This is a genomic window from Thauera butanivorans, assembly GCF_048398245.1.
GTDB classification, from domain to species: domain Bacteria; phylum Pseudomonadota; class Gammaproteobacteria; order Burkholderiales; family Rhodocyclaceae; genus Thauera; species Thauera butanivorans.
The window spans coordinates 2,695,725-2,720,357 of the sequence record NZ_CP183038.1; the positions used below are offsets into that span (position 1 = coordinate 2,695,725).

The 24,633-nt window shown below is 66.5% G+C and carries 24 protein-coding genes and 1 tRNA gene; 14 read left to right on the top strand and 11 right to left on the bottom strand.

The window, feature by feature from the left end:
• Positions 1–28 precede the first annotated feature (28 nt).
• The 8 genes from ACNQFN_RS13120 to ACNQFN_RS13155 all read left to right on the top strand — a co-directional run bounded on the left by ACNQFN_RS13120 (position 29) and on the right by ACNQFN_RS13155 (position 6,255).
• Positions 29–2,365, top strand: coding sequence for a Tex family protein (locus tag ACNQFN_RS13120; RefSeq protein ID WP_418646715.1), 2,337 nt, complete (start codon positions 29–31; stop codon positions 2,363–2,365).
• Between the two features lie 15 nt (positions 2,366–2,380).
• On the top strand, positions 2,381–2,743 hold the full coding sequence (locus ACNQFN_RS13125; RefSeq protein WP_068639162.1) for an ArsC family reductase: 363 nt from the start codon (positions 2,381–2,383) through the stop codon (positions 2,741–2,743).
• Positions 2,740–3,603 (top strand): Hsp33 family molecular chaperone HslO, encoded by an 864-nt coding sequence (locus ACNQFN_RS13130; RefSeq protein WP_068639161.1) that lies wholly within the window; start codon positions 2,740–2,742, stop codon positions 3,601–3,603. Before ACNQFN_RS13125 ends, ACNQFN_RS13130 begins: the two co-directional genes overlap by 4 nt.
• Before the next feature lie 137 nt (positions 3,604–3,740).
• The gene (minC, locus tag ACNQFN_RS13135; RefSeq protein ID WP_418646716.1) at positions 3,741–4,502 is read left to right on the top strand and encodes a septum site-determining protein MinC; all 762 of its coding nucleotides are present in this window, start codon (positions 3,741–3,743) and stop codon (positions 4,500–4,502) included.
• A gap of 31 nt (positions 4,503–4,533) precedes the next feature.
• A complete protein-coding gene (gene minD / locus ACNQFN_RS13140; protein ID WP_083953735.1) occupies positions 4,534–5,346 on the top strand; it encodes a septum site-determining protein MinD in 813 nt (270 codons plus the stop codon).
• 1 nt (position 5,347) lies between these two features.
• Positions 5,348–5,608, top strand: coding sequence for a cell division topological specificity factor MinE (gene minE, locus ACNQFN_RS13145; protein WP_068639159.1), 261 nt, complete (start codon positions 5,348–5,350; stop codon positions 5,606–5,608).
• A gap of 27 nt (positions 5,609–5,635) precedes the next feature.
• Positions 5,636–5,720 (top strand) — tRNA-Leu (locus tag ACNQFN_RS13150).
• Positions 5,721–5,790: 70 nt separating this feature from the next.
• The gene (locus ACNQFN_RS13155; RefSeq protein WP_068639158.1) at positions 5,791–6,255 is read left to right on the top strand and encodes a DUF1178 family protein; all 465 of its coding nucleotides are present in this window, start codon (positions 5,791–5,793) and stop codon (positions 6,253–6,255) included.
• Positions 6,256–6,271: 16 nt separating this feature from the next.
• Here ACNQFN_RS13155 and ACNQFN_RS13160 read toward each other — a convergent pair whose 3' ends face one another.
• The 3 genes from ACNQFN_RS13160 to ACNQFN_RS13170 all read right to left on the bottom strand — a co-directional run bounded on the left by ACNQFN_RS13160 (position 6,272) and on the right by ACNQFN_RS13170 (position 8,649).
• Positions 6,272–7,462, bottom strand: coding sequence for an alkaline phosphatase family protein (locus tag ACNQFN_RS13160; RefSeq protein WP_418646717.1), 1,191 nt, complete (start codon positions 7,460–7,462; stop codon positions 6,272–6,274).
• Positions 7,463–7,478: 16 nt separating this feature from the next.
• Positions 7,479–8,036 (bottom strand): c-type cytochrome, encoded by a 558-nt coding sequence (locus tag ACNQFN_RS13165; protein WP_418646718.1) that lies wholly within the window; start codon positions 8,034–8,036, stop codon positions 7,479–7,481.
• A 184-nt stretch (positions 8,037–8,220) separates the two neighbouring features.
• Positions 8,221–8,649: a LysR substrate-binding domain-containing protein gene (locus ACNQFN_RS13170; RefSeq protein ID WP_418646719.1), complete on the bottom strand. Its 429-nt coding sequence runs from the start codon at positions 8,647–8,649 to the stop codon at positions 8,221–8,223.
• 222 nt (positions 8,650–8,871) lie between these two features.
• Here ACNQFN_RS13170 and ACNQFN_RS13175 point away from each other — a divergent pair, with 222 nt between their 5' ends.
• Positions 8,872–9,636, top strand: coding sequence for an SDR family NAD(P)-dependent oxidoreductase (locus tag ACNQFN_RS13175; RefSeq protein ID WP_418646720.1), 765 nt, complete (start codon positions 8,872–8,874; stop codon positions 9,634–9,636).
• Positions 9,637–9,638: 2 nt separating this feature from the next.
• Here the strand turns inward: ACNQFN_RS13175 and ACNQFN_RS13180 are convergent, their stop codons facing one another.
• The 6 genes from ACNQFN_RS13180 to ACNQFN_RS13205 form a co-directional block, all read right to left on the bottom strand.
• A complete protein-coding gene (locus ACNQFN_RS13180) occupies positions 9,639–10,427 on the bottom strand; it encodes an XdhC family protein (RefSeq protein ID WP_418646721.1) in 789 nt (262 codons plus the stop codon).
• Positions 10,388–10,651 (bottom strand): XdhC family protein, encoded by a 264-nt coding sequence (locus tag ACNQFN_RS13185; RefSeq protein ID WP_418646722.1) that lies wholly within the window; start codon positions 10,649–10,651, stop codon positions 10,388–10,390. The genes ACNQFN_RS13180 and ACNQFN_RS13185 overlap by 40 nt, the downstream gene beginning before the upstream one ends.
• Positions 10,651–11,220, bottom strand: a complete 570-nt coding sequence (locus ACNQFN_RS13190) for a nucleotidyltransferase family protein (RefSeq protein WP_068639155.1) — start codon at positions 11,218–11,220, stop codon at positions 10,651–10,653. Before ACNQFN_RS13190 ends, ACNQFN_RS13185 begins: the two co-directional genes overlap by 1 nt.
• Positions 11,217–13,160 (bottom strand): molybdopterin cofactor-binding domain-containing protein, encoded by a 1,944-nt coding sequence (locus ACNQFN_RS13195; RefSeq protein ID WP_418646723.1) that lies wholly within the window; start codon positions 13,158–13,160, stop codon positions 11,217–11,219. Before ACNQFN_RS13195 ends, ACNQFN_RS13190 begins: the two co-directional genes overlap by 4 nt.
• Positions 13,157–13,630, bottom strand: a complete 474-nt coding sequence (locus ACNQFN_RS13200) for a (2Fe-2S)-binding protein (RefSeq protein WP_418646724.1) — start codon at positions 13,628–13,630, stop codon at positions 13,157–13,159. Before ACNQFN_RS13200 ends, ACNQFN_RS13195 begins: the two co-directional genes overlap by 4 nt.
• Positions 13,631–13,775: 145 nt before the next feature.
• Entirely contained in the window at positions 13,776–14,171 is a 396-nt protein-coding gene (locus tag ACNQFN_RS13205; RefSeq protein ID WP_418646725.1) for a LysR substrate-binding domain-containing protein, read from the bottom strand.
• A gap of 572 nt (positions 14,172–14,743) precedes the next feature.
• Between ACNQFN_RS13205 and ACNQFN_RS13210 the strand changes: the two genes are divergently transcribed.
• On the top strand, positions 14,744–15,721 hold the full coding sequence (locus ACNQFN_RS13210; RefSeq protein WP_418646726.1) for an arsenic resistance protein: 978 nt from the start codon (positions 14,744–14,746) through the stop codon (positions 15,719–15,721).
• A 232-nt stretch (positions 15,722–15,953) separates the two neighbouring features.
• On the opposite strand, the gene ACNQFN_RS13215 is transcribed toward ACNQFN_RS13210, so the two are convergent.
• The gene (locus ACNQFN_RS13215; RefSeq protein ID WP_418646727.1) at positions 15,954–17,483 is read right to left on the bottom strand and encodes a catalase; all 1,530 of its coding nucleotides are present in this window, start codon (positions 17,481–17,483) and stop codon (positions 15,954–15,956) included.
• 210 nt (positions 17,484–17,693) lie between these two features.
• Between ACNQFN_RS13215 and tnpA the strand changes: the two genes are divergently transcribed.
• Positions 17,694–18,122 (top strand): IS200/IS605 family transposase, encoded by a 429-nt coding sequence (tnpA, locus tag ACNQFN_RS13220; protein WP_418646728.1) that lies wholly within the window; start codon positions 17,694–17,696, stop codon positions 18,120–18,122.
• A 196-nt stretch (positions 18,123–18,318) separates the two neighbouring features.
• Here the strand turns inward: tnpA and ACNQFN_RS13225 are convergent, their stop codons facing one another.
• On the bottom strand, positions 18,319–19,869 hold the full coding sequence (locus tag ACNQFN_RS13225) for a phospholipase D family protein (protein ID WP_418646729.1): 1,551 nt from the start codon (positions 19,867–19,869) through the stop codon (positions 18,319–18,321).
• Positions 19,870–20,349: 480 nt separating this feature from the next.
• Between ACNQFN_RS13225 and nosZ the strand changes: the two genes are divergently transcribed.
• From nosZ to ACNQFN_RS13240, 3 genes are all read left to right on the top strand, one after another.
• Positions 20,350–22,305 (top strand): TAT-dependent nitrous-oxide reductase, encoded by a 1,956-nt coding sequence (nosZ, locus tag ACNQFN_RS13230; protein WP_418646730.1) that lies wholly within the window; start codon positions 20,350–20,352, stop codon positions 22,303–22,305.
• Positions 22,306–22,413: 108 nt separating this feature from the next.
• Positions 22,414–23,715, top strand: a complete 1,302-nt coding sequence (locus ACNQFN_RS13235; protein WP_418646731.1) for a nitrous oxide reductase family maturation protein NosD — start codon at positions 22,414–22,416, stop codon at positions 23,713–23,715.
• The gene (locus ACNQFN_RS13240) at positions 23,687–24,628 is read left to right on the top strand and encodes an ABC transporter ATP-binding protein (protein ID WP_068636619.1); all 942 of its coding nucleotides are present in this window, start codon (positions 23,687–23,689) and stop codon (positions 24,626–24,628) included. Before ACNQFN_RS13235 ends, ACNQFN_RS13240 begins: the two co-directional genes overlap by 29 nt.
• Positions 24,629–24,633 lie beyond the last annotated feature (5 nt).

A 24,633-nucleotide genomic window follows, 5' to 3' on the forward strand; every position in this document is an offset into this window, starting at 1 on the left:
TTCTTCCCCGCCCGCCGGGGCGTATGCCATGCTGCCACCCATCGAACACCGCATTGCCGACGAAATCGGCGTCTCCCCGCGCCAGGTCATTGCCGCGGTCCAGTTGCTCGACGACGGCGCCACCGTGCCCTTCGTCGCCCGCTACCGCAAGGAAGCCACCGGCGGGCTGGACGACACCCAGTTGCGCACGCTGGAAGAACGCCTCGGCTACCTGCGCGAACTCGAAGACCGCCGCGCCACGGTGCTGGCCTCGATCGAGGAGCAGGGCAAGCTGACGGCCGAACTGCGCGCCGAAGTCGAACATGCCGACACCAAGCAGCGCCTCGAAGACCTCTACCTGCCCTACAAGCCCAAGCGCCGCACCAAGGCCCAGATCGCCCGCGAAGCCGGCATCGGGCCGCTGGCCGAAGCCCTGCTCGCCGATCCGGCGCTGACGCCCGAGGATGAAGCCGCCAAGTACATCAATGCCGACGCCGGCTTCGCCGACGCCAAGGCGGTGCTCGACGGCGCGCGCCAGATCCTGATGGAAACCTTCGCCGAAGACGCCGCGCTGCTGGGCGAACTGCGCGGCTATCTGCACGAGCACGGCCAGGTGCGTTCGTCGGTGATCGAAGGCAAGGAGAACGACGGCGCCAAGTTCCGCGACTGGTTCGACTTCCAGGAAGCCATCGCCACGATGCCTTCGCACCGCGCGCTGGCCCTGCTGCGCGGCCGCAACGAAGGCGTGCTGCGCCTGGCGCTGGACGTGGAGCGCGCCGACGCCGATGCGCCCCACCCCTGCGAAGGCCGCATCGCCGCCCGCTTCGGCATCCGCAACCAGGGCCGCCCGGCCGACCGCTGGCTGGCCGACACCGTGCGCTGGGCGTGGAGCGTGAAAATCTCCATCCACCTCGAACTGGAACTGATGGGCGAGCTGCGCGACCGCGCCGAGGAAGAGGCGATCCGCGTCTTCGCCCGCAACCTGAAGGACCTGCTGCTCGCCGCGCCGGCCGGCACGCGCGCCACCATCGGGCTCGATCCCGGCATCCGCACCGGCGTCAAGGTCGCGGTGGTCGATGCCACCGGCAAGCTGGTGGATACCGCCACGGTCTATCCCTTCGAGCCGCGCCGCGACCGCGAATCCGCCATCGCCACGATCGCCGCGCTGGCGAAGAAGCATGCGGTAGAACTGATCGCCATCGGCAACGGCACCGCCTCGCGCGAAACCGATGCGCTGGTCGCCGAGTTGATGAAGCGGCACGCCGGGCTGCCACTGACCAAGATCGTGGTGTCGGAAGCCGGTGCCTCGGTGTATTCGGCCTCGGAGCTGGCGGCACGCGAGTTTCCCGATCTGGACGTCAGCCTGCGCGGCGCGGTGTCCATCGCCCGCCGCCTGCAGGATCCGCTGGCCGAACTGGTCAAGATCGATCCCAAATCGATCGGCGTCGGCCAGTACCAGCACGACGTCAACCAGGGCCGCCTGGCGAAGAGCCTGGACGCGGTGGTCGAGGACTGCGTGAACGCGGTCGGCGTGGATGTGAACACCGCCTCGGCGCCGCTGCTCGCCCGCATCTCCGGGCTGAACGCCACGCTCGCCGGCAACATCGTCGAATACCGCAACGCCAAGGGCCCGTTCCGCAGCCGCGCCGCGCTGAAGGACGTGCCCCGCCTCGGCCCCAAGACTTTCGAGCAGGCCGCCGGCTTCCTGCGCATCCCCAGCGGCGACGATCCGCTCGACGCCTCGTCGGTACACCCGGAAGCCTACCCGGTGGTCGAACGCATCCTCGCCAGGGTGCAGAAGAGCGTGCGCGAGCTGATGGGCAACGGCAGCATCCTCAAGAGCTTGAAAGCAGCGGAATTCACCGACGAGCGCTTCGGCCTGCCGACGGTGCAGGACATCCTCGGCGAACTGGAGAAACCCGGCCGCGACCCGCGCCCCGAATTCCGCACCGCCAGCTTCCGCGAAGGCGTGGAGACGCTCAAGGACCTGCAGCCCGGCATGCTGCTCGAAGGCGTGGTCACCAACGTCACCAACTTCGGCGCCTTCGTCGACATCGGCGTGCATCAGGATGGGCTGGTGCATATCTCCGCGCTGTCGAACACTTTCGTCAAGGACCCGCACAGCGTGGTCAAGGCCGGACAGGTGGTGAAGGTCAAGGTGCTGGAAGTGGACATTCCCCGCCACCGCATCGCGCTGACGATGCGGCTGGGCGACGAAGCTGCGCCCAGGCGCAATGACGGCGCCGGCCGCGGAGAGCGCCGCGGTGACGACCGCCGCAGCGGCGGCAATGCGCGCACCTCGTCCACAGCGCGCCACGGCCAGGACAAGCCCGCCGCAGGCAACGCGCTGGCCGAAGCCTTTGCCCGCGCGCGTGGCAACAAGTAACAGGAGCATGTCCGCATGAAGCCCGCGATCTACGGCATCAAGAACTGCGACACGATGAAAAAGGCCTTCGCCTGGCTCGACGCCGCGGCCATCGCCTGCGACTTCCACGACTACAAGAAGGCGGGCATCGATACCACCACGCTGACGCGCTGGTGCGACAAACTCGGCTGGGAGGCGCTGGTCAACAAGCGCGGCACCACTTGGCGCAAGCTGTCGCCCGAACAGCAGGCCATTGCCTCGACCGAAGACGCCATCGCACTGATGCAGGCGAACACCAGCCTGATTCGCCGCCCGGTGATCGAAACCGCCAGCGGCGAACTGCTCGTCGGCTTCGACCCGGAACACTACGCCACCGCTTTCACCGGAGCCGCCCGATGAGCACCTCCCTCCCCTCCAGCTACGTCCAGCGCTTTCTGCTGGAAGAGCTCGACATCCGCGGCGCCGTCGTGCGCCTGACCGACGTCTGGCAGGCGATGCAGGCCGAACGCGGCTATCCGGCGGCCGTCGCCCGCCTGCTCGGCGAAATGGCCGCGGTCTCGGTGGTGATCACCGGCAACCTCAAGCAACCCGGCCGGCTCACCTTCCAGGTCAGCGGCCACGGCCCGGTCAGCCTGCTGGTGGTCGACTGCGCAGAGACGCTGAACCTGCGCGGCTACGCCAAATCCGAAGGCGCGCCGGCCGATGGCAGCCTCGCCGAACTGGTCGGCGACGGCCGCCTGCAGTTGTCGCTCGACATCCCCGGCCTGGACCAGCCCTACCAGAGCCTGGTGCCGCTCGAAGGCGACAGTATCGCCGAAGTCTTCGAGCACTACCTTGCCCAGTCCGAGCAGCAGCCCGCGGGGCTGTGGCTGGCCTGCGGCGCGGATGCCGCCACCGCGCTGTTCGTGCAGAAGCTGCCGGGCGCGGATCTGAAGGACCTCGACGGCTGGTCGCGGGTGCAGCAGCTTGCCGCCACCGTGCGCGGCGACGAACTGCTCGGCCTCGACGCCGCCGACATCCTGCGCCGCCTGTTCGCCGAAGAGAACGTGCGCCTGTTCGAGGCCCGCGCCGTCACGCACGACTGGCCAGCCGACCCGGACAAGGTCGCCACCATGCTGCTGAGCCTGGGCGAGGAAGAAGTGCGCAGCCTGCTGGCCGAACATGGCGAGATCGTCGTACACGACGATCTGTCGAATCACACCTACCGCTTCGGCGCAGCCGAAGTGGACGCCTTGTTCCAGGCACGCACGCTGCACTGAGGCGCTCCCCCGCGCCGATCCAGGCTCGGCGCGGGCTGCGGGCGCATGCGCGCTTTCATTTCTGGCCCCCCTGCTTCGGCCTTGCCCGATCGCACGTCGATCAGTACACTTCCTTGATTTTGAAGAAGCTTCCATCCATGTCCGCCTCCGCGCCTGTCCAGTTCCGCAACACCACGCTCGGCGCGACCGTCGCCGTGCTGCAGGCCACCGAACCGCCCGCCTTGGCGGACGCCCTGCACAAGATGTTCGGCGGCATGCCTGATTTCTTCAATGGCGAAGCGGTGATCCTCGACTTTGCCGCACTGGCCGAAGTGCCGTCGTCGATCGACTGGGCGGGCTTGAATTCATTGATGCGCCGCTACCGCCTGCAACCGATCGGCGTCTTCAACCTGCCGCCGGAACATGGGGAAGGCGCCCGCCGCGCAGGTCTGGCTCAACTCGATGAAGCGGTCACCGGCAACCCGCGGCAGATAGAAACGCCTGCACCGGCGCGCACACCCGAACCGCCTGCGGCAGCGCCCCAGGCACCAGCCCCTTCGCCGCAGCCGGCAACGGCGTCGACCATGTTCATCGACCGCCCCTTGCGCTCCGGCCAGCAGATCTATGCACGCGGCGCCGACCTGGTGCTGGTGGGCGGCGTCAGCCCCGGCGCCGAAGTCATCGCCGATGGCAGCATCCATTGTTACGGCCCGTTGCGCGGACGTGCCATCGCCGGCGCCCAGGGCGACGACCGGGCCCGTATCATCACCAGCAATTTCGGCCCGGAACTGGTTTCCATCGCCGGCGTGTTCCGCACCTTCGAGCGCGGCATTCCCGAGACCATCGCCGGCCGTGCGGCCCAGGTGCGCCTGAGCGGCACCGAGAACACTCTCAACATCGAAGCGCTGCAGCCCATCTGAACGCAGCCACACAGCAGAACAAGGGGAAACCGTGAAAGTCATCGTGATAACGTCGGGCAAGGGCGGCGTGGGCAAGACCACCACCAGTGCGGCATTCGCTTCCGGCCTCGCCCTGCGCGGCTACAAGACCGCGGTGATCGACTTCGACGTCGGCCTGCGCAACCTCGACCTCATCATGGGCTGCGAACGCCGCGTGGTGTATGACCTGGTCAACGTCGTCAACGGCGAAGCGCGCCTGAACCAGGCGCTGATCAAGGACAAGCATTGCGAGAACCTGTTCATCCTGCCGGCGTCGCAGACCCGCGACAAGGACGCGCTGACCGAGGAAGGCGTCGAGAAGGTGCTGGAAGAACTGCAGCACATGGGCTTCGACTACGTCGTCTGCGACTCCCCCGCCGGCATCGAGCGCGGCGCGGTGATGGCGCTGACCTTCGCCGACGAGGCGGTCGTCACGAGCAACCCCGAAGTCTCCTCGGTGCGCGACTCCGACCGCATCCTCGGCATCCTGCAGAGCAAGTCCAAGCGTGCGCGCGACGGCGGCGAGCCGGTCAAGGAACACCTGCTCATCACCCGCTACTCGCCCAAGCGCGTCGACGAAGGCGAAATGCTGTCGTACAAGGACGTGCAGGAACTGCTGCGCGTGCCGCTGATCGGCGTCATTCCCGAATCGGAATCGGTGCTGCACGCTTCCAACCAGGGCACGCCGGCAATCCACCTCAAGGGCACCGACGTCGCCGAAGCCTATGCCGACGTCGTCGCCCGCTTCCTCGGCGAAGAACGTCCGCTGCGCTTCGTCAACTACGAAAAGCCCGGCTTGATCAAGCGCCTGTTCGGAGGCAAGTGACATGTCCTTCCTTTCCCGCCTTTTCGGCGAAAAGAAAAAGACTGCGGAAATCGCCAAGAACCGCCTGTCGCTGCTGATCGCTCACGAACGTGCAGGCAACTCCCCGGCCGCCGACTTTCTGCCCGCGCTGCAGCGCGAGCTGATCGAGGTAATCTCGAAATACGTCGCGGTGAACCCCGACGACATCAAGGTCCAGCTCGACAAGCAGGACAACATGGACGTGCTCGAGGTCAACATCGTCCTGCCGGAGCAGCCGCGCTGAGCTGATCACGCCCGCCGGCGTGGCCCTGCCCGGGTGATGAAATCGGTAACCATAGCGGACTTAAAATCCGCCGGCGCAAGCCTTACGGGTTCGAGTCCCGTCCCGGGCACCATTCCATATCCAGTTGGTCCGAAAGGTTCGCAGGCGCTATCGGAGCGCCTCCCAACCCGCATGCGCTTATCGTGATCGTCCTAGACCTCTGCTGTAGCCAGGAGCATCGCTTCGAAGGCTGGTTCGCTTCGGCGGAAGCCTTCGAGGAACAGTGTGCCCGCCAACTCGTGAGCTGTCCCGTGTGCGGCAGCACGGCGGTGCGTCGCCTGCCCAGCGCGCCGTACGTGCAGACGCGCCACTCGTCGTCTGCCGGCAATGCCGTCGAGCAAGTGCAGGCTGCGCCAGTCCCCGTTTCTGCCGAGCCCGATCAGCCGCCGCATGCGATCGCAGAGAACATGCTGCAGATGCTGCGGCACATGTCCCGCAGCGCCGAGAACGTCGGCGACCGCCTGCCGGAAGAGGCACGCCGGATCCATTACGGCGAAGCCGAGGTGCGCAACATCCGCGGCCAGGCCTCGCCGGAGGACGTCGAGGAACTGATCGATGAAGGCATCCTTGTCGTGCCCCTGCCGCCCGGCGAGGACGAAGTCCACTAGAGCCGCACGGTAGCGATCACGGCCGCGCGACGATCAGCGGCACCCGCATTTCATCGGCCGTCATGCCGCCATGCACGCCGATCAACTCGTGGGGCTTTTCGCCCTCGACCTCATCGACGATGGTCCAGCCAGGCTCCATCAGCAGCACGTGGCTGCCGACCCGCTCCGCCAGCCGGGGATGAGGCTGCCCGGGGCCGAGCAGTCCGGCAGCGATGCAGTCGGCGCCGGACATCGGCACGGCACGCCCCCGCAGCGTTTCCTCCGCCCAGCGCTCGAACTCCCGTTCGGCCCCCTGCCTGACCGCGCAGAACGCCAGCCGGCGCTCGCCGAACAGCGGTGCGGCAAGCATCGCGGACACCTCGCCGTCCGGCGCCAGCTGCAGCGTGCGTTCCGGCGAGCTGTCGATGAAGCCGTGGTCGGCAGTGACCAGGATGCGCGTGCCGCTCCCTGCCAGCCGTTCGCAGAGGCGGGCGAACATTCCATCGATCTTGCCGAAGCAGCCCAGCGCCTGGGGCGAACGGCAGCCGTAGGCATGGCACAGCGCATCAAAACTCGGGTAGTAGGCATGGATGAAACCGCCTTCGCGGCCGAATTCACCGATGGTCTCCAGCAACACTTCTTCCAGCATCGCCAAGCCGTCGTATGGGCGGATGCGCGCCCCGCGCGTATGGTGCTGCGAATAGGGAGAAAAGGCGATCTGGCTGGGCGAAAGCATCACCGTGGGCCGCTGCGCGGCGCGGAACATCGACGCCTGCCGGAACAGGCGGGTCGCGGCGTCGGGCGTCAGTGCGCCGCCGCCCCGCAGCTCGAGCGGCAAAGGCGAGATCACGCCGCCGAAGCGAGGGTCGTGAATGAACCAGCCGTTCAGGCCGTGCTCGGCCGGCGAGGCTCCGGTCATCAGCGTGGTGATGGCACTGGCTGTGGTGCTGGGGAAAACCGAAGTCAGCGTGCGCCGATAGTGGGCAGCGAGCGCCGAGCCTGCGCCGGCATCCGAGAGGAAATTCGCGCCGAGGCCATCGATCACCAGCAGCACGAGGCAGGCCGCTTCGCCTGCCTCGACTTCCGCAGCTTCGAGCCCGGCCCGGGGCACATGCAGCCAGGTCCGCAGATCGCGCGCCAGGCCGTAGATCCCGCCCTGCTCGTAATCGGGCAGGACATGGTCGCAAGGCCAGCGCGGCGCAAGGGAGTGGGTGTGGTTCGATTCCATGCCGATCGGCGGGCCGTCAGCGCCCGTTCGCGGCCGCACTGCCGCCGCTCGGTGCCGCATGCGCACCGGCCAGGTAGTTCACCACCGCATTGATGTTCTTTTCTCCCAACTGGGTCACCGCGGCCGTCATCGGCGCGGAAAAGCGCTCGCCGGATTGGGTCAGGTATCGCCGCAGGCTGATGCGCAGATATTCGGCCTGCTGGCCGGCAAGGCGCGGGAAAGTCTCGGCGCCGCCCGCATCGGGCTGGTGGCAGAGCGCGCAGTGCTTTTCGTAGAGCCCGGCGCCGGCACCAGCATCCGCCTTCATCTGCGGTGGCGGGGATGAGGCGTAATACAGCGCGATGGCAAGCTTGTCGCGCTCGCTCAGCACTTTCATCAGCCCCTGCATGAAGTCGTCCCTGCGTGTGCCGGTGAGGAAGGCCTCGATCTGGGAAAGGATGTAGGCAGGATGCTGGCCTGCCAGATTGGGGACTTCGCCATAGCGGCTGACGCCTCGCTCGCCATGGCAGTTCGCACAGAAGAACGCAGCCTTGCGCCCCTCCTCTGCCAGCACCGCACGTTGTGCGTCATCCATCTGCTGAAGCGCCTGGCTGGCGGATTCGGCGCCTGCAGGTGCCGCCAGGACCACAGTCGACACCGCCAACGAAAGAACTGCAACGGGAAGCCACTTCAGATGCATATTTGTCCGACCCCTGCTCCGGATGGTCAAGATTACACCATTGCCGCGCGCCGATGGACGGGGGCCTACCGATGTTTCGTCATGGGTGTGACTTTGGTCCGCTATGGCGCAACGCATCGACGACCAGCGAGAAAGCCGGCGATGGCTGACGGCGGCTGGGGTAATGCAGGAAGAACCCCGGGAACGGTTCACACCAGTCTTCCAATACACGCACCAGCCGGCCTTCGTCGATGTGCGGCACGAACTCATCCTCGAGCAGACTCGCGATGCCGAGTCCGGCGAGCGCGGCGTCCACAATGCTGGATGAAGCATTGAAGATGAGTTGCCCATCCACGCGCACGTTCAGCTGTTTTCCACGCCGCCGGAAATCCCATAAGGAAATCCCGCCGCTGCCCTGCATCCGCATATTGATGCAGTAGTGGTTCAGCAGATCGTGAGGGCCGACAACTCGACCAAGGTCTTCTCCCCGCTCATCGCCGCCATCGCGTCCGAACGCAACGACCTCCATGTTGTCTCCAATGACGTTGACGGTGTCCAGCAGAGGGTTGCCTCCTGCTTCAGCCCGTCAAGCTGTTGCCTCCCGGCAGCATGATCGGAGGATACGTCGATGGATCGAAGAAAGTTTCTCGCCGCAGGTGCCGGACTGGGTTCAGCGCTGACTGCCGGATCTCTGCTGTCCGCCATGCCTGTGCAAGCCCGGACGCCAGCGGCCGCCGGCAAGGAGGCCCCCATGTCCAACGCGCAAGGTGCCACGGCTCGCAAGCGCCGCGTCTTCATCACCGGTTCGGCCGACGGCCTGGGCCACGCCGCAGCCAGGACGCTGCTCGGCGAAGGCCACGACGTCGTCGTGCACGTCCGCTCCCAGGCCAGGCTGACAGCCGTGCAGGAACTCGTGGATCAGGGTGCCGCCGCCACGATCGGCGATCTGTCGGATATCGCGCAGATCCGCGATCTCGCCGGGCAGGTCAATGCCATCGGCCGGATGGATGCCGTGATCCACAACGCCGGCGTCATCTCCGGTGCGCATCTGATGGTGGTCAATGTCGTCGCCCCCTATCTGCTCACCGCCCTGATCCAGCGCCCTCAGCGTCTGATCTACCTCAGCAGCGCGATGCACAAGGGCGGACGTGCCAGTCTGGACGGCATCGACTGGTCCGGCCAAGCCACCACCGGCAGCTATTCGGACAGCAAGCTCTTCATCACCACGCTGACCGCGGCCGTCGCACGGCTGTGGCCCGATGTGTACAGCAACGCGGTCAATCCCGGCTGGGTGCCGACCAGGATGGGCGGCCCCAGTGCGCCGGACGACCTGCGGCTGGGGCACCTGACCCAGGAATGGCTCGCCACCAGCGACGATCCCGAAGCGCTGACCAGCGGCGGATACTGGCACCATCAGCGCCGCGAGGAAGCGCACCCCGCCGTCGACGACGTCCAGTTCCAGGACCGGCTGCTGGCCGAACTCGCGCGCGCCACCGGTACGACGCTGGTGCGATGACATCAATCATGATGGGCGGCGCTGGGCGAGCGAAATTCGGCGCGCAGCCGGCGTGCCGGCACTGCCCCGTTCTTTACCGCAATGATTTCGGCCATCACGCTCACCGCGATCTCGGCGGGCGTCTTGCTGCCGATGTAGAGCCCGACCGGCGAATGCAGGCGCTGCACGGACGCCTCCGTCTCGTCGAAGTGTTCGATGAAGCGCTGCGTGCGGCTGTTCGCGTTGCGCCGCGAGCCGATGGCGCCGACGTAGAACGCCGGGCTGTGCAGTGCTTCCAGCAGCGCCATGTCGTCGAGCTTGGGATCGTGGCTCAGGGCGACGATGCAGCTGCGGGCGTCGGGGACAAAAATGCGCACGGCGTCGTCGGACATTTCGATGGTGATGTGCACGCCGGCCACGGCCCAGGTGTCCCGGTGTTCGGCACGCGGATCGCACAGCGTCACGGCGAAGTCGTTGAACAGCGCCATCGTCGCCACGTATTCGGCCAATGCGCCTGCACCGATCAGCAGCATCCGGTGCTGCGGCCCGAAAGTGCTGGACAGCGTGGTGCCGTCGAAATGCAGCGGCCCGGGCGCGCTGGCCGCTTTCAGGCTCGCTGCGCCGGAGCGGCAATCCACCGTGCGGCGGACGAGTTGCCTCGCTTCCAGGCGCTGCACCAGCTCAGCGAGCGCGGCAGGATCCGGTTCGAACTCCAGCAGCAGCTCCAGCATACCGCCGCACGGCAGGCCGAAGCGGCGCGCTTCGCCGGCGGTCACGCCATAGCGCACCAGCCTGGGTGCCGAGCGCGGCATGCCCTGGCCGCCATGGACCGTGGTGTAGCCAGGATCAGATCGTCCTCGATGCAGCCGCCCGAAACCGAGCCGATGCAGCGGCCGTCCTCGCGCAGCGCCATCATCGAGCCGGGCGGCCGCGGCGACGAACCCCAGGTCTTGACCACCGTCGCCAGCATCAGCCGGTGTCCGGCGGCATGCCAGTCCCGCGCGGCGCGCAGCACCCGCACATCGACGCTTTCCATCAGGCTGCTCCCCGGGTTTCGAGCAGTGCCTCGGCCCGTGCCAGATCGTCCGGCGTGTCGATGTCCAGGACGATGCCCTCATCGTCCAGCTCCATGTCCAGCACCCTCCCCGCCTGCCGCTGCGCCCGCACGACGGCAGCCGCACCCGCATCGCCGCCCAGTGCCATCAGCGCCGCGCGGCATTCGCGGCCGAAGCCGACCGGGTGGCCCTGCCGTGCATTCCAGAACGGCACGACCACCGGCTGTGAAGCCAGGCCCTCCGCCACCCGCAGCAGGCTGCGGGCGTCGACCAGCGGCAGATCGCCCGGCAGGATCAGCCAGCCGGCGGCGTCGGTCGTGGCAGCGACGCCGCGGGCAATGGAGTCGCCCATGCCATCCGTGCCGTTTGCCGGCCGCACGACATGGCAAGCCAGGCCCGATGCGGCGACGCTGCGCAGCACATGCTCGAGCACCGGCACGCCGGCCAGCAGTGCATCGAGCTTGTGCGTGCCGCCGCCGGAGCGGGCGAAGCGCTCGCCCCGCCCGGCGGCCAGCACGATCACGGTGGGCGCTTGCAACACGTCGGTCATGCCACCGTGCGCACCGGCAGGCTGCGCACGCGCTTGCCGGTGGCGGCGAAGATTGCATTGCACAGCGCCGGCGCTACCGGCGGCACCGGCGGTTCGCCGACGCCGCCGGGCGGCAGGTCGTGGTCGTCGTTGACCAGGTGGGTGCGGATCACACGCGGCGAGGCCTGGTGGCGCAGCACTTCGTAGTCGTGGAAATTGCTCTGCCTGACCCTGCCCTTCTCGAAGCTGATCTCGCTGGCAAGCGCCAGGCTCAGGCCCATGATCGCACCGCCTTCCATCTGCGCGCGGATGCGCTCGGGCGACTCGGTGTAGTTCCAGGTGTCGGCCATCATGCCGGGGTCGATCCTGCGCGCCGGGCCGATCAGGTCGAGCGCGAACTGGCGGTGATCCTTGCCGGCACGATGCGCCAGTTCGGCGATGAAGCACTGGGCCGCAAAGGCGTGCGGGATGTTCGCCACCGAGCGGAACCAGCCGATGCGCGCATGCGCCGCCACTTCGGCGGTTTCCACCCGCACGTTCGGGATCACGTACGGCATGTTGATCGCCGACATCGCCGATTCGGTGATCTGCTGTCCCTTGGCGCCTTCGACGAACAGTGAAGCAATCGTCGGCGAGGCGCTGCGGTGCAGCCAGGACTGCACCTGGCCGCTGCCGTCGATGACGGCTTCCTGGCGTTCGACCGAGACAGTGTGCAGGTAGTCGTGCTGGATGTCGTCCTCGCGCGTCCACACCAGCTTGACCGGCGTGCCTTCGGGCATGGCCTGGGCCACGGCGGCCTGCGCCGCGGCGGGGTTCTGCACCGAGGTCCAGACTTCGGCACGGCCGTCCTCGATCCGCACGGTGGCGACCGGCGGCTCCATCGACGCATGGGCCAGATGCGGAATGTAGTATTCGGCAGCCAGGCGCTCGGCTTCCGGCGCCTCCGCCCAGGCCTCCGCAACATTGCCCTGGTCGCGCATCAGCTTGCCGGGCGCGCGTGCCGCGGCTTCCAGTTCCTCGCGGTAGGCAACGGAGTCGTAGCTGCCGTTGGGGCCGTCGTCCCATTCGATATCCAGCGCGTCACGGCCCTGGATGGCGGCCCAGGTATTGCGCGCGACCACGGCGATGCCGCCCAGCGGCTGGAAGGCGGGTGCGCCCTGGAAAGCGGGAATCTCCACCAATTTCAGCACACCGGGTATCGTCAGCGCCTTGCTGCCATCGAAGCGGCGCAGCTTGCCGCCGACCACCGGCGGGCGTGCCACCACGGCATGGACCATGCCGGGCAGGCGCATGTCCATGCCATAGACGGCCTCGCCCTTGCCGATCGCTTCCAGATCGACAAGCCTCACCTTGTCGTTGCCGATGTAGCGGAAATCCTCCCGCGCCTTGAGCTTCAGGGCATCGGCCGCAGGCACCGGCTGCCGTGCCGCATCGGCCGCCAGTTCGCCAAAGCCCAGGCGCCGGCCACCAGGCTCGTGCAGCACTTCGTGCTGCACCGCCCTGACTTCGGACACCGGTACCGACCAGCGCGCCGCCGCGGCCGCTTCGAGCATCTGTCGTGCCGCCGCCCCCACCCGCCGCATCGGCATCAGGAAGTAGCGAACGCTGCGCGAGCCATCGACGTTCTGATTGCCGTAGCGCGCCTCGTCCGCCTCGGCCTGGACCACCTCGACGCGCTCCCAGAGTGCCTCCATCTCGTCGGCCACCACCATCGGCAGGCTGGTGCGCACGCCGGTGCCCATCTCGGCGCGGTGAGCGACGATGGCCACGGTGCCGTCTTCGGCGATCGAGACGAAGACCAGCGGATCGTCCACCGTGCCGCCGGGCATGGAATCGGCGCCATATTTCGGCACGTCGGCATCGGCGGCCCTGACCAGCCCACTGGAGGTGACGGCCAGGGTCAGCACTCCGAGGCTGCCCTGCAAGAAAGCGCGCCGGGAAAGTCGCACGGTCGCAGTCATGATTGGCCTCCCGCCCCCAGGCGGCCCGCTGCCTGCTTGATGGCGGCACGGATGCGCGGGTAGGTGCCGCAACGACAGATGTTGCCGCTCATGGCATCGTCGATCTGCTGCTCGGTGGGCGCCGGGGCGGTCTTCAGCAAACTCACCGCAGCCATGATCTGGCCGGCCTGGCAGTAGCCGCACTGGGCGACGTTGTTCTCCACCCAGGCCTGCTGCACCGCCTGGCCGATGCAGTCGGCTGCCATGCCTTCGATGGTCGAAATCTCGCGTCCGGCCGCAGCCGAGACCGGCGTGACACAGGCGCGCACGGGTTCGCCATCGATGTGGACCATACAGGCGCCGCATACCGAGATGCCACAGCCGAACTTGGTGCCGGTCATGCCGAGTTCATCGCGCAGGGCCCACAGCAAGGGCATGTCGTCCGGCACGTCGGCCTTCCTGGCCTGGCCGTTGACTTGGAGATGTGTCATTGGCGAACTCCTCTGGGGGTAAGCGCGCAGGGCGCAGATTATGCGAGCCTGTGCCTTGAAGCGGCTCTTGTTCGAGTCCGAGGATTTTCCCTGAAAACCCCTGCCTTGATAAATCAGCAAGGCTAATAACTGCTGTAAGCGCTCGTCAGGCACCCACGAAGGCCTGCTCGCCCGAAGCTGCCTCCCGCAGCAGCCAGTCCCGGCATGCCCACAGCTTCGGCATACCGGCGCTTTCCGGTCGATACACGACGTAGTAGGCCAGCTCGGAAGCGAAGCGGACCCCGGGGAACAGCCGCAGCACCCGGCCGGATGCCAGATCGTCATGGGCCGTCACGCTGCGGGCGAGCGCCACGCCCCGGCCCTCGATCGCAGCCTGCAGGACTGCCGCGGAGTTGTTGATCCTCAGACCGCGTGAAGCCGCCAAGCCGGCGACTCCCATCTTCCGCAACCACCTCTCCCAGCTCGGAAAGCCCGCATGGCCACGCAAGGCCGTGTCGGTGGCAACGAGCCTGGCGCGGCCGCTGTTGCTGCGGATGAACACCCCATCGGCCGTGCCGGCACGCCGCAGGACTCGCCGGAGCCATCGTCTTCCTGCGCTCGGACAAGGCGGGCTGGGTGACGGGCGCAGTCTGGGATGTCGGCGGCGGCGTCGCCACCTTCAATGCACTGAAGAAATGCGGCGCGCAGGCCGGCGACACGGTCGCGGTGCTGGGCATCGGCGGCCTCGGCCACATGGCGCTGCAGTATGCGCGGCGGATGGGCTTCAGGGTCGTGGCGATCGGCCGCGGCGGCATCGCCGCGGATGCGCTGGCGCTGGGTGCGCATGTCTTATATCGACAACCGCCGGGAAGATGCCGCCGCCAGGCTCTGGGCCATGGGCGGAGCCCAGGCCATCGTGACCATGATCGACCAAGCCGATGCGGTATCGGCCCTGCTGACCGGCCTGGTGCCGGAAGGCCATCGGCCAGTGGAGAAGACGCGGGTAGAATCGCCCGACGATTTCATCATCTTCGGCGTGGCTCCTTCCCGTCCGGCAGCCGCTGTCCGCCCATGGCTGCCTGCCCACCTCCATGGCGGGATCTGCCGTGGCGCCGATCTTCAGGACCGATCGACATGTCTGCTGCCGCGCTGCGGGAACGACTCGAATCCCGGCAGGTTGCCATCTATTTCCTCGCCGTGCTGCTCGCCGCCGCGCTGGCATGGCTGCTGCCGGGCACGGCGGCACTGGCACCGGCGATCGATCCCCTGCTCGCCTTCATGCTGTTCGTCACCTTCCTGCAAGTGCCCTTGATCGAGCTGCGCCAGGCCCTGGCGAACGTGCGCTTCCTGGGCGCCTTGCTGACGGCGAACTTCATCGTCGTGCCGATACTGGTGGCGGTGCTGATGAACTGGCTGCCGGACGATCCGCTGTTGCGCACCGGCGCCTTGCTGGTACTGCTGGCGCCGTGCATCGACTATGTGGTGACCTTCGCCCATCTCGGCCGTGCCGATGCCCGCGCGCTGCTGGCCTCCACGCCGGTGCTGCTGGCCGCGCAGATGCTGCTGCTGCCGGTTTTCCTGGGGCTGTTTCTCGGCGACAGCGCGGCCCGGATCGTGCAATGGGAGCCCTTCCTGCATGCCTTCACCTGGCTGATCGCGGTGCCGCTGGCACTGGCGGCCGCCTGCCAGGCATGGGCCGCCCGCGCCAAAACGGGCGCGAAAGCGGCAGCCCTGCTGGGTCTGTTCCCCGTTCCCGCTACCGCGGCGGTGCTGTTCGTCGTCGTCGCGGCCGTGACGCCCCAGCTCGGCCTGGCGCTGGATGCGGTCCGCACGGTCGTGCCGGTCTACATCGCTTTTGCCGTCGTCTCGCCGCTGCTGGGCTGGGCGGTGGCGCGCGGCTGGCGGCTGCCGGCGGATCAGGCTCGGGCGGTCGCCTTCAGCAGCGCCACCCGCAACTCGCTGGTCGTGCTGCCGCTGGGCCTGGCGATTCCGGGCGCCCTTCCCCTGATACCAGCGGTGATCGTCGCGCAGACGCTGGTGGAACTCGTCAGTGAACTGCTCTATGTGAAGCTGCTGCCGCGTCTGGGTCCAGTTTCGATGCCCGCACGATGACTGGCTGCCGCCCTGACTCGTCACGCCTTTGCCGCCCGGACAGCAAGCAGGAAGACCCCATCGGAGCCTATCCGCCAAAATGGACGGGCACCCCAGGGCCGTCATCATCCGAAGATGGGATGCCGCCGGCAGCACAATGAAAACAGGCCGGTCCTATCTGCATAGGACCGGCCTGTCGAAAGAAGAACAACACTGCCGCCCGACACCCTTCGGCGCCGGGCAAAACCTCACGTCAGGCGGGCAGTGGCACCAGCGGGTTGCCGTACATCGGGTCGTCCTGCTTGGAGGCCAGCGCCTTCTCCAGGTCGATGCCGAGCGCCTTGGCCACGCCGGCACCGTAGGCCGGGTCCGCCGCATGGCAGTTGCGGATGTGGCGGAACTTGATGAATTCCGGCGCATCGCCCATGGCGCGGCCGGTGTTGCCGAACAGGGCTTCCTGCTGTGCCGGCGTCATCAGCTGGAACAGCTTGCGCGGCTGCTCGAAGTAGTTGTCGTCGTCCTGGTGGTAGGACCAGTGCTTGGCTTCGCCGGTCAGACGCAGCGGCGGTTCCTCGAACTCCGGTTGCGCCTGCCATTGGCCGAAGCTGTTGGGCTCGTAGTGCGGCAGGCCGCCGTAGTTGCCATCCACCCGGCCTTCACCGTCGCGGTGGTTGCTATGCACCGGACAGCGTGCCCGGTTGACCGGGATCTGGTGGTGATTCACGCCCAGCCGGTAGCGCTGCGCATCCGCGTAGTTGAACAGGCGGGCCTGCAGCATCCGGTCCGGGCTGGCGCCGATGCCGGGCACCAGGTTGGACGGCGAGAAGGCGCTCTGTTCGACATCGGAGAAGAAGTTTTCCGGGTTCTTGTTCAGCTCGAACTCACCCACTTCGATCAGCGGGTAATCGCCCTTGTACCAGACCTTGGTCAGGTCGAAGGGGTGCAGGCGGTATTTCTCGGCATCGGCCTCGGGCATGACCTGGATGTACATCGTCCACTTGGGGAAGTCGCCGCGCTCGATGGCCTCGTACAGGTCGCGCTGATGGCTTTCGCGGTCCTTGCCGACGAGCGCTTCGGCTTCAGCGTCGGTCAGGTTCTTGATGCCCTGCTGGGTCCTGAAGTGCATCTTGACCCAGAAGCGCTCGCCCTTCGCGTTCCAGAAGCTGTAGGTGTGCGAGCTGAAGCCGTGCATGTGGCGGTAGCTGGCGGGGATGCCGCGGTCGCTCATCACCACCGTGACCTGGTGCAGCGCCTCGGGCAGCAGCGTCCAGTAGTCCCAGTTGTTGGTGGCGCTGCGCATGTTGGTACGCGGGTCGCGCTTGACGGCCTTGTTCAGGTCGGGGAACTGGCGCGGATCGCGAATGAAGAACACCGGCGTGTTGTTGCCGACCATGTCCCAGTTGCCTTCCTCTGTGTAGAACTTGAGGGCGAAGCCGCGAATGTCGCGCTCGGCGTCGGCGGCGCCGCGCTCGCCGGCCACAGTGGTGAAGCGGGCGAACATTTCGGTCTTCTTGCCGACTTCGCTGAAGATCTTGGCACGGGTGTACTTGGTGATGTCCTTGGTCACCGTGAAAGTGCCGAAGGCGCCCGAGCCCTTGGCGTGCATGCGGCGCTCGGGAACGATCTCGCGCACGAAATTGGCGAGCTTTTCGTTGAGCCACACGTCCTGCGCAAGCAGCGGGCCACGTGGGCCGGCAGTGAGGCTGTCGCGGTTGGTGACGACCGGGGCACCGAAATCGGTCGTCAGCTGGGTCACGGGACACTTCTTGGTATCGTCATTCATGGCGCACTCCTGCCGCAGGTTAGTCGATAGGCCCCATTGTTCGAATGGGTTTTTGAATTTTATGGAAATTATTCAAACAACAAAATTTAAACCAATCCGGGAAATCCCCCGGCTGTGCCGGGGTGGCAGTAGAGGTTTGACTTATGCGGGAGTCCATCGATGAAACTTCCAGAGTGAGCCGCCAAGCACACTCGAAAAGGGAGTTTCACGATGGACGAGTTTGAGAGCCTAAGTCACAGCCGTTGGGAGTGCAAATACCATGTGGTGTTCATTCCGAAATGCCGTAGGAAGACGTTGTATGTGAGGTTGAGGGTGCATCTGGGTGAGGTGTTCCGGCAGCTGGCGCTGCGTAAGGAAAGCCAGATTCTGGAAGGGCACCTGATGCCGGATCATGTTCACATGCTGATCGCGATCCCGCCGAAGTACGCGGTTTCGCAGGTGGTTGGGTACATGAAGGGTAAGAGTGCGATCCACCTTGCGCGGGTGTATGGGGAGCGTAAGCGCAACTTCGTGGGGCAGCATTTCTGGGCCAGGGGCTACTTCGTATCGACGGTAGGGCGTGACGAAGAGGTGATTCGGCGCTACATCCGGGACCAGGAGAAGGAGGACGCACGTTTGGAGCAGCTCAAGCTGATGTGATGCGTGCCACCAGCAGGTGGCGCATGAGGAGGGGCCGCGTTAGCGTCCCCGCATAGCCGCTTTGAGCGGCTCACAAACGAAGGCCCCCGGCTCTGCCGGGGGATTGTTACTAGTTTCTATCGATGCCATAGGCACCACGATCAGGCAGTCATCACTCAGGCAGCAGAGCGCCGCACCATGGACCATCATCCACGGCTCAGAGCTGCGATTCCAGCGGCAGCATGCCGATGATTCGCGCGGCAAGCCGCCGCGGCAGCGAGGTTTCGGGTTCCCTGTCGTAGCGGACGGGCTCCCCGTTCCGGCTTGCGCTCCATTCCAGCCTGCCCTGCGGCGTCAGACGGACCTCATAGCTGCGCGAAGGAGCGGTTTCGCGCTGCCAGACTGCCTCCATCCTTGCCACCAGCGTTCCGGAATCGAAGAGCACCCCCATCTCGGTGTTGAGCGAAGTCGAACGCGGATCGAGATTCATCGAGCCGATGAAGCCCACGCGCCCGTCGGCGCTGAAGGCCTTGGTATGCAGGCTTGCACCGCTCGATCCGCGCAGGGAGAAATCCTTGTCCTGATCCTCGGGGCGCAGTTCCCAGAGCCTGATGCCCGCCTCGAGCAGCGGGACACGGTAGCGCGCATAGCCGCCATGGACCGCGGCCACGTCGGTCGCGGCCAGGGAATTGGTCAGGACCGAAACCGAAACGCCTCTTGCGGCAATGGCGGCGAGTATCGCCGTGCCCTGCTCTCCGGGAATGAAATAGGGCGAGGTGATCTCGAGCCGTTCGCGCGCGCCCTCGAACACCGGCCGCAGCTCGTGCATCAGCCAGTTCTCGCCATCCCTGCCAAGCGCCTTCTGCGGCGGATCGGCGATGATCCGTGCGTTCGCCGTCCAATGGGGCTGCTCCGCCCCGGGGTCGAGCAGCGAGAGCCGCTCGACGAGGCGCTGCAGGTATGGGCGGGCAGCGGCCTCATCGGCGGTGCCGCTCAATCCCGGGGCAATCCGTTCCAGTGCGGCCCTGGGGTCTTGCACGGGCGAGAGCCTGTCGATCGGCAGCGCCACGCCGCTGTTCCAGTAGTCGTCGAAGATCGTTTCCGCCTGTGCGACGACAGGCCCCATCACCAGTACGTCCATGTCGCGGAAATTGGTTTCTTCGGCCGCATCGAAATACTCGTCGCCGATGTTGCGCCCGCCCAGGATCGCGATGCGTCCATCGACGATCCAGGCCTTGTTGTGCATCCGCCGCGTCACGCTGAATGCCCGCAGCGCCATTTCGATGCCACGCCGCAGACTGCCCTCCCGCGCCCGGGTCGGGTTGAAGATGCGGATCTCGATCTGCGGATGGTGCGCCATCGCGATCATCGCGTCCCAGCTATGGCTGGTGCCGATGTCGTCGATCAGGATCCGCACCCGCACGCCGCGCCCGGCCGCGGCAAGCGCCTCGGCGAGAAGAAGCCGGCCGGTCAGGTCCTCATGCCAAATGTAGTACATCAGATCGAGCGAACGCTCGGCCTTGCGGGCCGAAAGGCCGCGCGCGGCAAAGGCATCGAGGTTCTCGGCCAGCAGGATCAGGCCGTTTTTGCCTGGGTGGGCGTCCGTCGCGGCGCCGATCTGCCGGTCGAGCAGCGTCCGCCCGCCCTCGACCGGCAGCGCGTGGGAGACCTCTCCCTGAACGCGGGCTGCAAAGATGCCGTACAGCCAGGTCGCAAGCACCGAGGCCGCGACGAAACACAGACAGGCGAGAACGATGAACCGGATCATGGCCATCCTTCAGTACGGCGCCCGGAACGGATGGGCACATGAGGGTTCAGCCCCGATGGAATGGACACTTTCGAGGCTCCGAAGAGCAGAAGGCCGGTCGTGCCCGATCAGCAACAGCCCGCACGCCGAGCCGGGTCCGGCAGCCACGGGAATTGTAGCGCCCGAACCTCCTCGCGCAAGATGCACGCATGGCGCAGGTGGATTTCGGGATGGTCGCCCGAGGGAATGCGCTTTTGCCGTTCAAGCTGTCCGGCATGCCGGGTTCCGTCCCCTGCTCCACCGCACCGATGAATATTCGTTCATGGCGATATAACCATCCTTTAACATATATCAAGTCTCCCCCTCCCTGGCGGGCCTAAAGTGCATCCGCAGGAACTGCCACGAAACGTTTGTCATGGACATTCATGCGGGCAGTAGCCAGGCCCATGAGCCGGATGCCTGGACGAGCGTCGATCAAGCCAGAAAGGGAGCGAGATGATCATGAACGAAGAAATGAAGATGAACCCGGCCGATGCGATGCCGGATCCGAGCCGCCGCAAGTTCCTGAACACCGCTGCCTTCGCCGGCCTGGCCGGTGCCGGCCTGTCGGTCGGCCTGTCGGCCTGCAACAACGAAACGGCTCCCGCACCCGCTGCGCCATCTGCAGCGGCCCCCACCGGTGCGCCGGCAGCCGCCGCAAGCGACATGCACCTGCACATGCAGCCGGGAGAACTCGACACCTACTACGGTGTCTGGTCCGGCGGCCACTCGGGCGAATGCCGCATTCTCGGCCTGCCCTCGGGCCGGGAGATCAAGCGCATCCCGACCTTCAACCTCGACTGCATGAGCGGCTGGGGCATCACCAACGAGTCGAAGAAAGTCATCGGCACCCGCCCCGACGGACGCCTGAAGTACATGACGGGCGACACGCACCACATCCACGGCTCGTACACCGACGGTACCTTCAACGGCAAGTACTTCTGGGTCAACGACAAGATCCACGGCCGCCTCGCCCGTATCCGCGGCGACGTCTTCGAGTGCGACGCGATCACCGAGCTGCCCAACATCCAGGGCTTCCACGGCATCTTCCCGGACAAGCGCGACCCGGTCGATCCTGCGATCAACCACACCACCCGCGTGTTCTGCGGCAATGAGTTCCACATTCCGCAACCCAACGACGGCCGCGACCTGGACGACCCGACGAAGTACTTCTGCCTGTTCACCTGCGTCGATGCGGAAACCATGGAGGTCCGCTGGCAGGCCAAGGTCGACGGCAACATGGACTTGGTGGCGACTTCGTACGACGGCCGCTTCGCGGCCTCGAACCAGTACAACACCGAAGGCGGCGTACATTACGAAGACATGATGTCGGCCGAAATGGACGCCTGCGTGTTCCTGGATGTGGGCCGCGTCGAACAGGCGATCAAGGACGGCAAGTTCACCACCATCGGCGACTCGAAGGTGCCCGTGGTGGACGGCACCCGGGCTGCCAACACCGACCCGGCCACCGCGCTGTCCGCCTACGTTCCGGTGCCGAAGAATCCGCACGGTGTCAATGCCAGCCCGGATGGCAAGTATTTCATCTGCTCTGGCAAGCTGTCGCCTACCTGCACCGTGATCGAGGTGGGCAAGGTCGCCGACTGGCTCGACGGCAAGCTCGACGACGTCCGCAAGGCGGTGGTCGCCGAAGTCGAAGTCGGCCTCGGCCCCCTGCACACCACTTTCGACGGTCGCGGCAACGCCTTCACCACGCTGTTCCTGGACAGCCAGGTCGTCAAGTGGAACATCGACAAGGCGATCCAGTTCTACGCCGGCGACAAGTCCGTGCAGGCCGTGGTCGACCGCATCGACGTGCATTACCAGCCGGGCCACATCAACGCCTCGATGGGCGAAACCCGCGAGGCCGACGGCCAGTTCCTCGCGGTGGGCTGCAAGTTCTCCAAGGACCGCTTCCTGCCGGTCGGCCCGATGCACCCGGAAAACGAGCAGTTGATCGATATCCGTGGCGAGAAGATGGTGTTGCTGGCCGACCACCCGGTGCATCCGGAACCCCACGATTTCGTCATCGTCCGGCGCGACATCATCAATACCCGCCAGGTCGGCGTGCTGGACGCCCATCCGCTCGCGGTGAAGGATCCGAAGGATTCCGGCGTGTTCCGTGACGGCAACAAGGTCACGGTCAAGATTGCCTCGATGGCGCCAGCCTACACCTTGCGCGAGTTCGAAGTGAGGGTCGGCGATGAGGTCACCATCATCCTGACCAACCTCGACAAGGTGGAGGATCTTACGCACGGCTGGGCGATGCCGAAATACGACATCAACTTCACCGTCAATCCGCTGGAAACCAAGTCGGTCACCTTCACAGCCGACAAACCGGGCGTGTTCTGGTGCTACTGCACGCACTTCTGCCACGCCCTGCACCTGGAGATGCGCACACGCATGATCGTGCGTCCGTGATCCTGCAGCACTGAACGCGGCACGCCGTCAGCGCTGCCTGGCCTGAATCGAGGGGCGGCAAGCCCCTCGATTGCTTTTCTCCGCCGACTTCCCGACATGGAGCGCATCATGAAGCCCCTCACCGCCCTGCGGAACATCGCAATGGCGGCATTGCTCGCTGCCAGCCTGCTTGCGATGCTCGCTGTGCCAGCGGCCGCGGCCGAAGTGTGGCGGGTCAAGGCAGGCGAATCCATCCAGGCCGCGATCGACCGCGCCTCACCGGGCGACACCATCGAAGTCGAGCGCGCGCGCTATTTCGGCCACCTGCTGATCGACAAGCCGCTGACCCTGCGCGGCATCGACCGTCCGACGATCGACGGCGAGCTGAAGGAAAACACCATCAGCGTGAAGGCCGAGGACGTCACCATCGAAGGCCTGATCATCGCCAACTCCGGCGGCGACACCCTGTACCAGCATGCCGGCGTCTACATCTACCCCGGCTCGCACAAGGCGGTGGTACGCAACTGCGATTTCTCCTACACGCTGTTCGGGCTGTGGATCGAGAAGGCCAACGACGTGCTGATCGAGAACAATCTGATCACCGGCAAGCGTGATTTCGATTCGCCCCGCCGCGGCAACGGCATCCAGCTCTACAACACGCGTCGCGCGCGGATCATCGGCAACAACATCAGCTTCGTGCGCGACGCGCTGTACGTCGATGTCTCGCACGACGCGCTGTTCCGCGACAACCGCCTGCACCACAGCCGCTACGGCACGCACTACATGAACGCCTACGACAACGTCTGGGAAGGCAACGACAGCTGGATGAACCGCGGCGGGCTGGCGCTGATGGAAGTGCGCCGCCTGACCGTGCGCAACAACCGCGCCTGGGCCAACTCGGACCACGGCATCATGCTGCGCACCATCCAGGACTCGGTGATCGAGAACAACGTCGTCGCCGGCAACCAGCGCGGCTTCTTCATCTACGATGCCGAATACAACGCGCTGCGCGGCAACGCGGTGATCGACAACCGCGTCGGCATCCACCTGTGGGCGGGCTCGAAGAACAACCAGGTCGAAGGCAACGACTTCATCGCCAACCGCGAGCAGGTGCGCTACGTCGGCGCCCGCGACATGGTCTGGGGCGAGCAGACGGGCAACTACTGGAGCAACTACCTCGGCTGGGACCGCGACGGCGACGGCGCCGGCGACGTCCGGTACGAAGCCAACGACATGGTGGACCGCCTGTCCTGGCGCCACCCGATGATGAAGCTGCTGCTGGCCAGCCCCGCGGTGCAGACGCTGCGCCTGGTCGGCCAGCAGTTCCCGCTGCTGCGCGCGCCCAGCATCGTCGACCCCAAACCGCGCATGCAGCCGCACAACCCCGACTGGAGCCAATGGCGTGGCCGATATTTCCCCCGCTCCGAGTGACACGACCCGCGCGGTGATCACCGCCCGCGGCGTGCGCAAGCACTATGGCGCCATCCACGCGGTCGATGGCGTCGACCTGGACGTGCGCGAAGGCGAACTGTTCGGCCTGATCGGCCACAACGGCGCCGGCAAGAGCACGCTGTTCAAGATGATGCTCGGCCTGATCCCGCTTTCCGCGGGCGAGATCCGCATCGACGGCGCGCCGGTGAGCGGCGGCGACTTCCGCGCGGTGCGGCGCAAGATCGGCTACCTGCCCGAGAACGTGGTGCTGTACGACAATCTCACCGGGCTGGAGACGCTGCACTTCTTCGCCAGGCTGAAAGGCGTGGCCGGGCAGAATCATGCCGCCCTGCTCGAGCGCGTCGGCCTGGCCCACGCCGCCCGGCGGCGGGTGCGCGAGTACTCCAAGGGCATGCGCCAGCGCCTCGGCTTCGCCCAGGCCCTGCTCGGCCAGCCGCGCATCCTGTTCCTCGACGAACCCACCACCGGCCTCGACCCCGAGGCGATCCGCGGCTTCTACGCCATCCTGCGCCAGTTGAAGAGCCAGGGCGTGACCACGGTCATCACCTCGCACATCCTGGCCGAGATCCAGGAGCGGGTGGACCGCCTGGCGATCATGGCCGCCGGCCAGGTGCAGGCCAGCGGCACCGTGCAGGCCCTGCGCGAGCAGATGGCGCTGCCGCTGTGGTTCAGCGTGCGCGTGGCGCCCGAGGACTTCGAGGCGGTGCGCGCGGCGCTGGGCAGCCTGCCGGTGGGCGCGATCGAGGCGCGCGACGATCACGTCGCGGTGCAGTGCCCGCGCGAGGCCAAGATGGCGGTGATCGCCGCGCTGGCCGCGCTCGGCGACAAGGTGCGCGACCTCGGCGTGCGCGAACCTTCGCTCGAAGACGTGTTCTTCGGCTTCTCGGACTAAAGGGG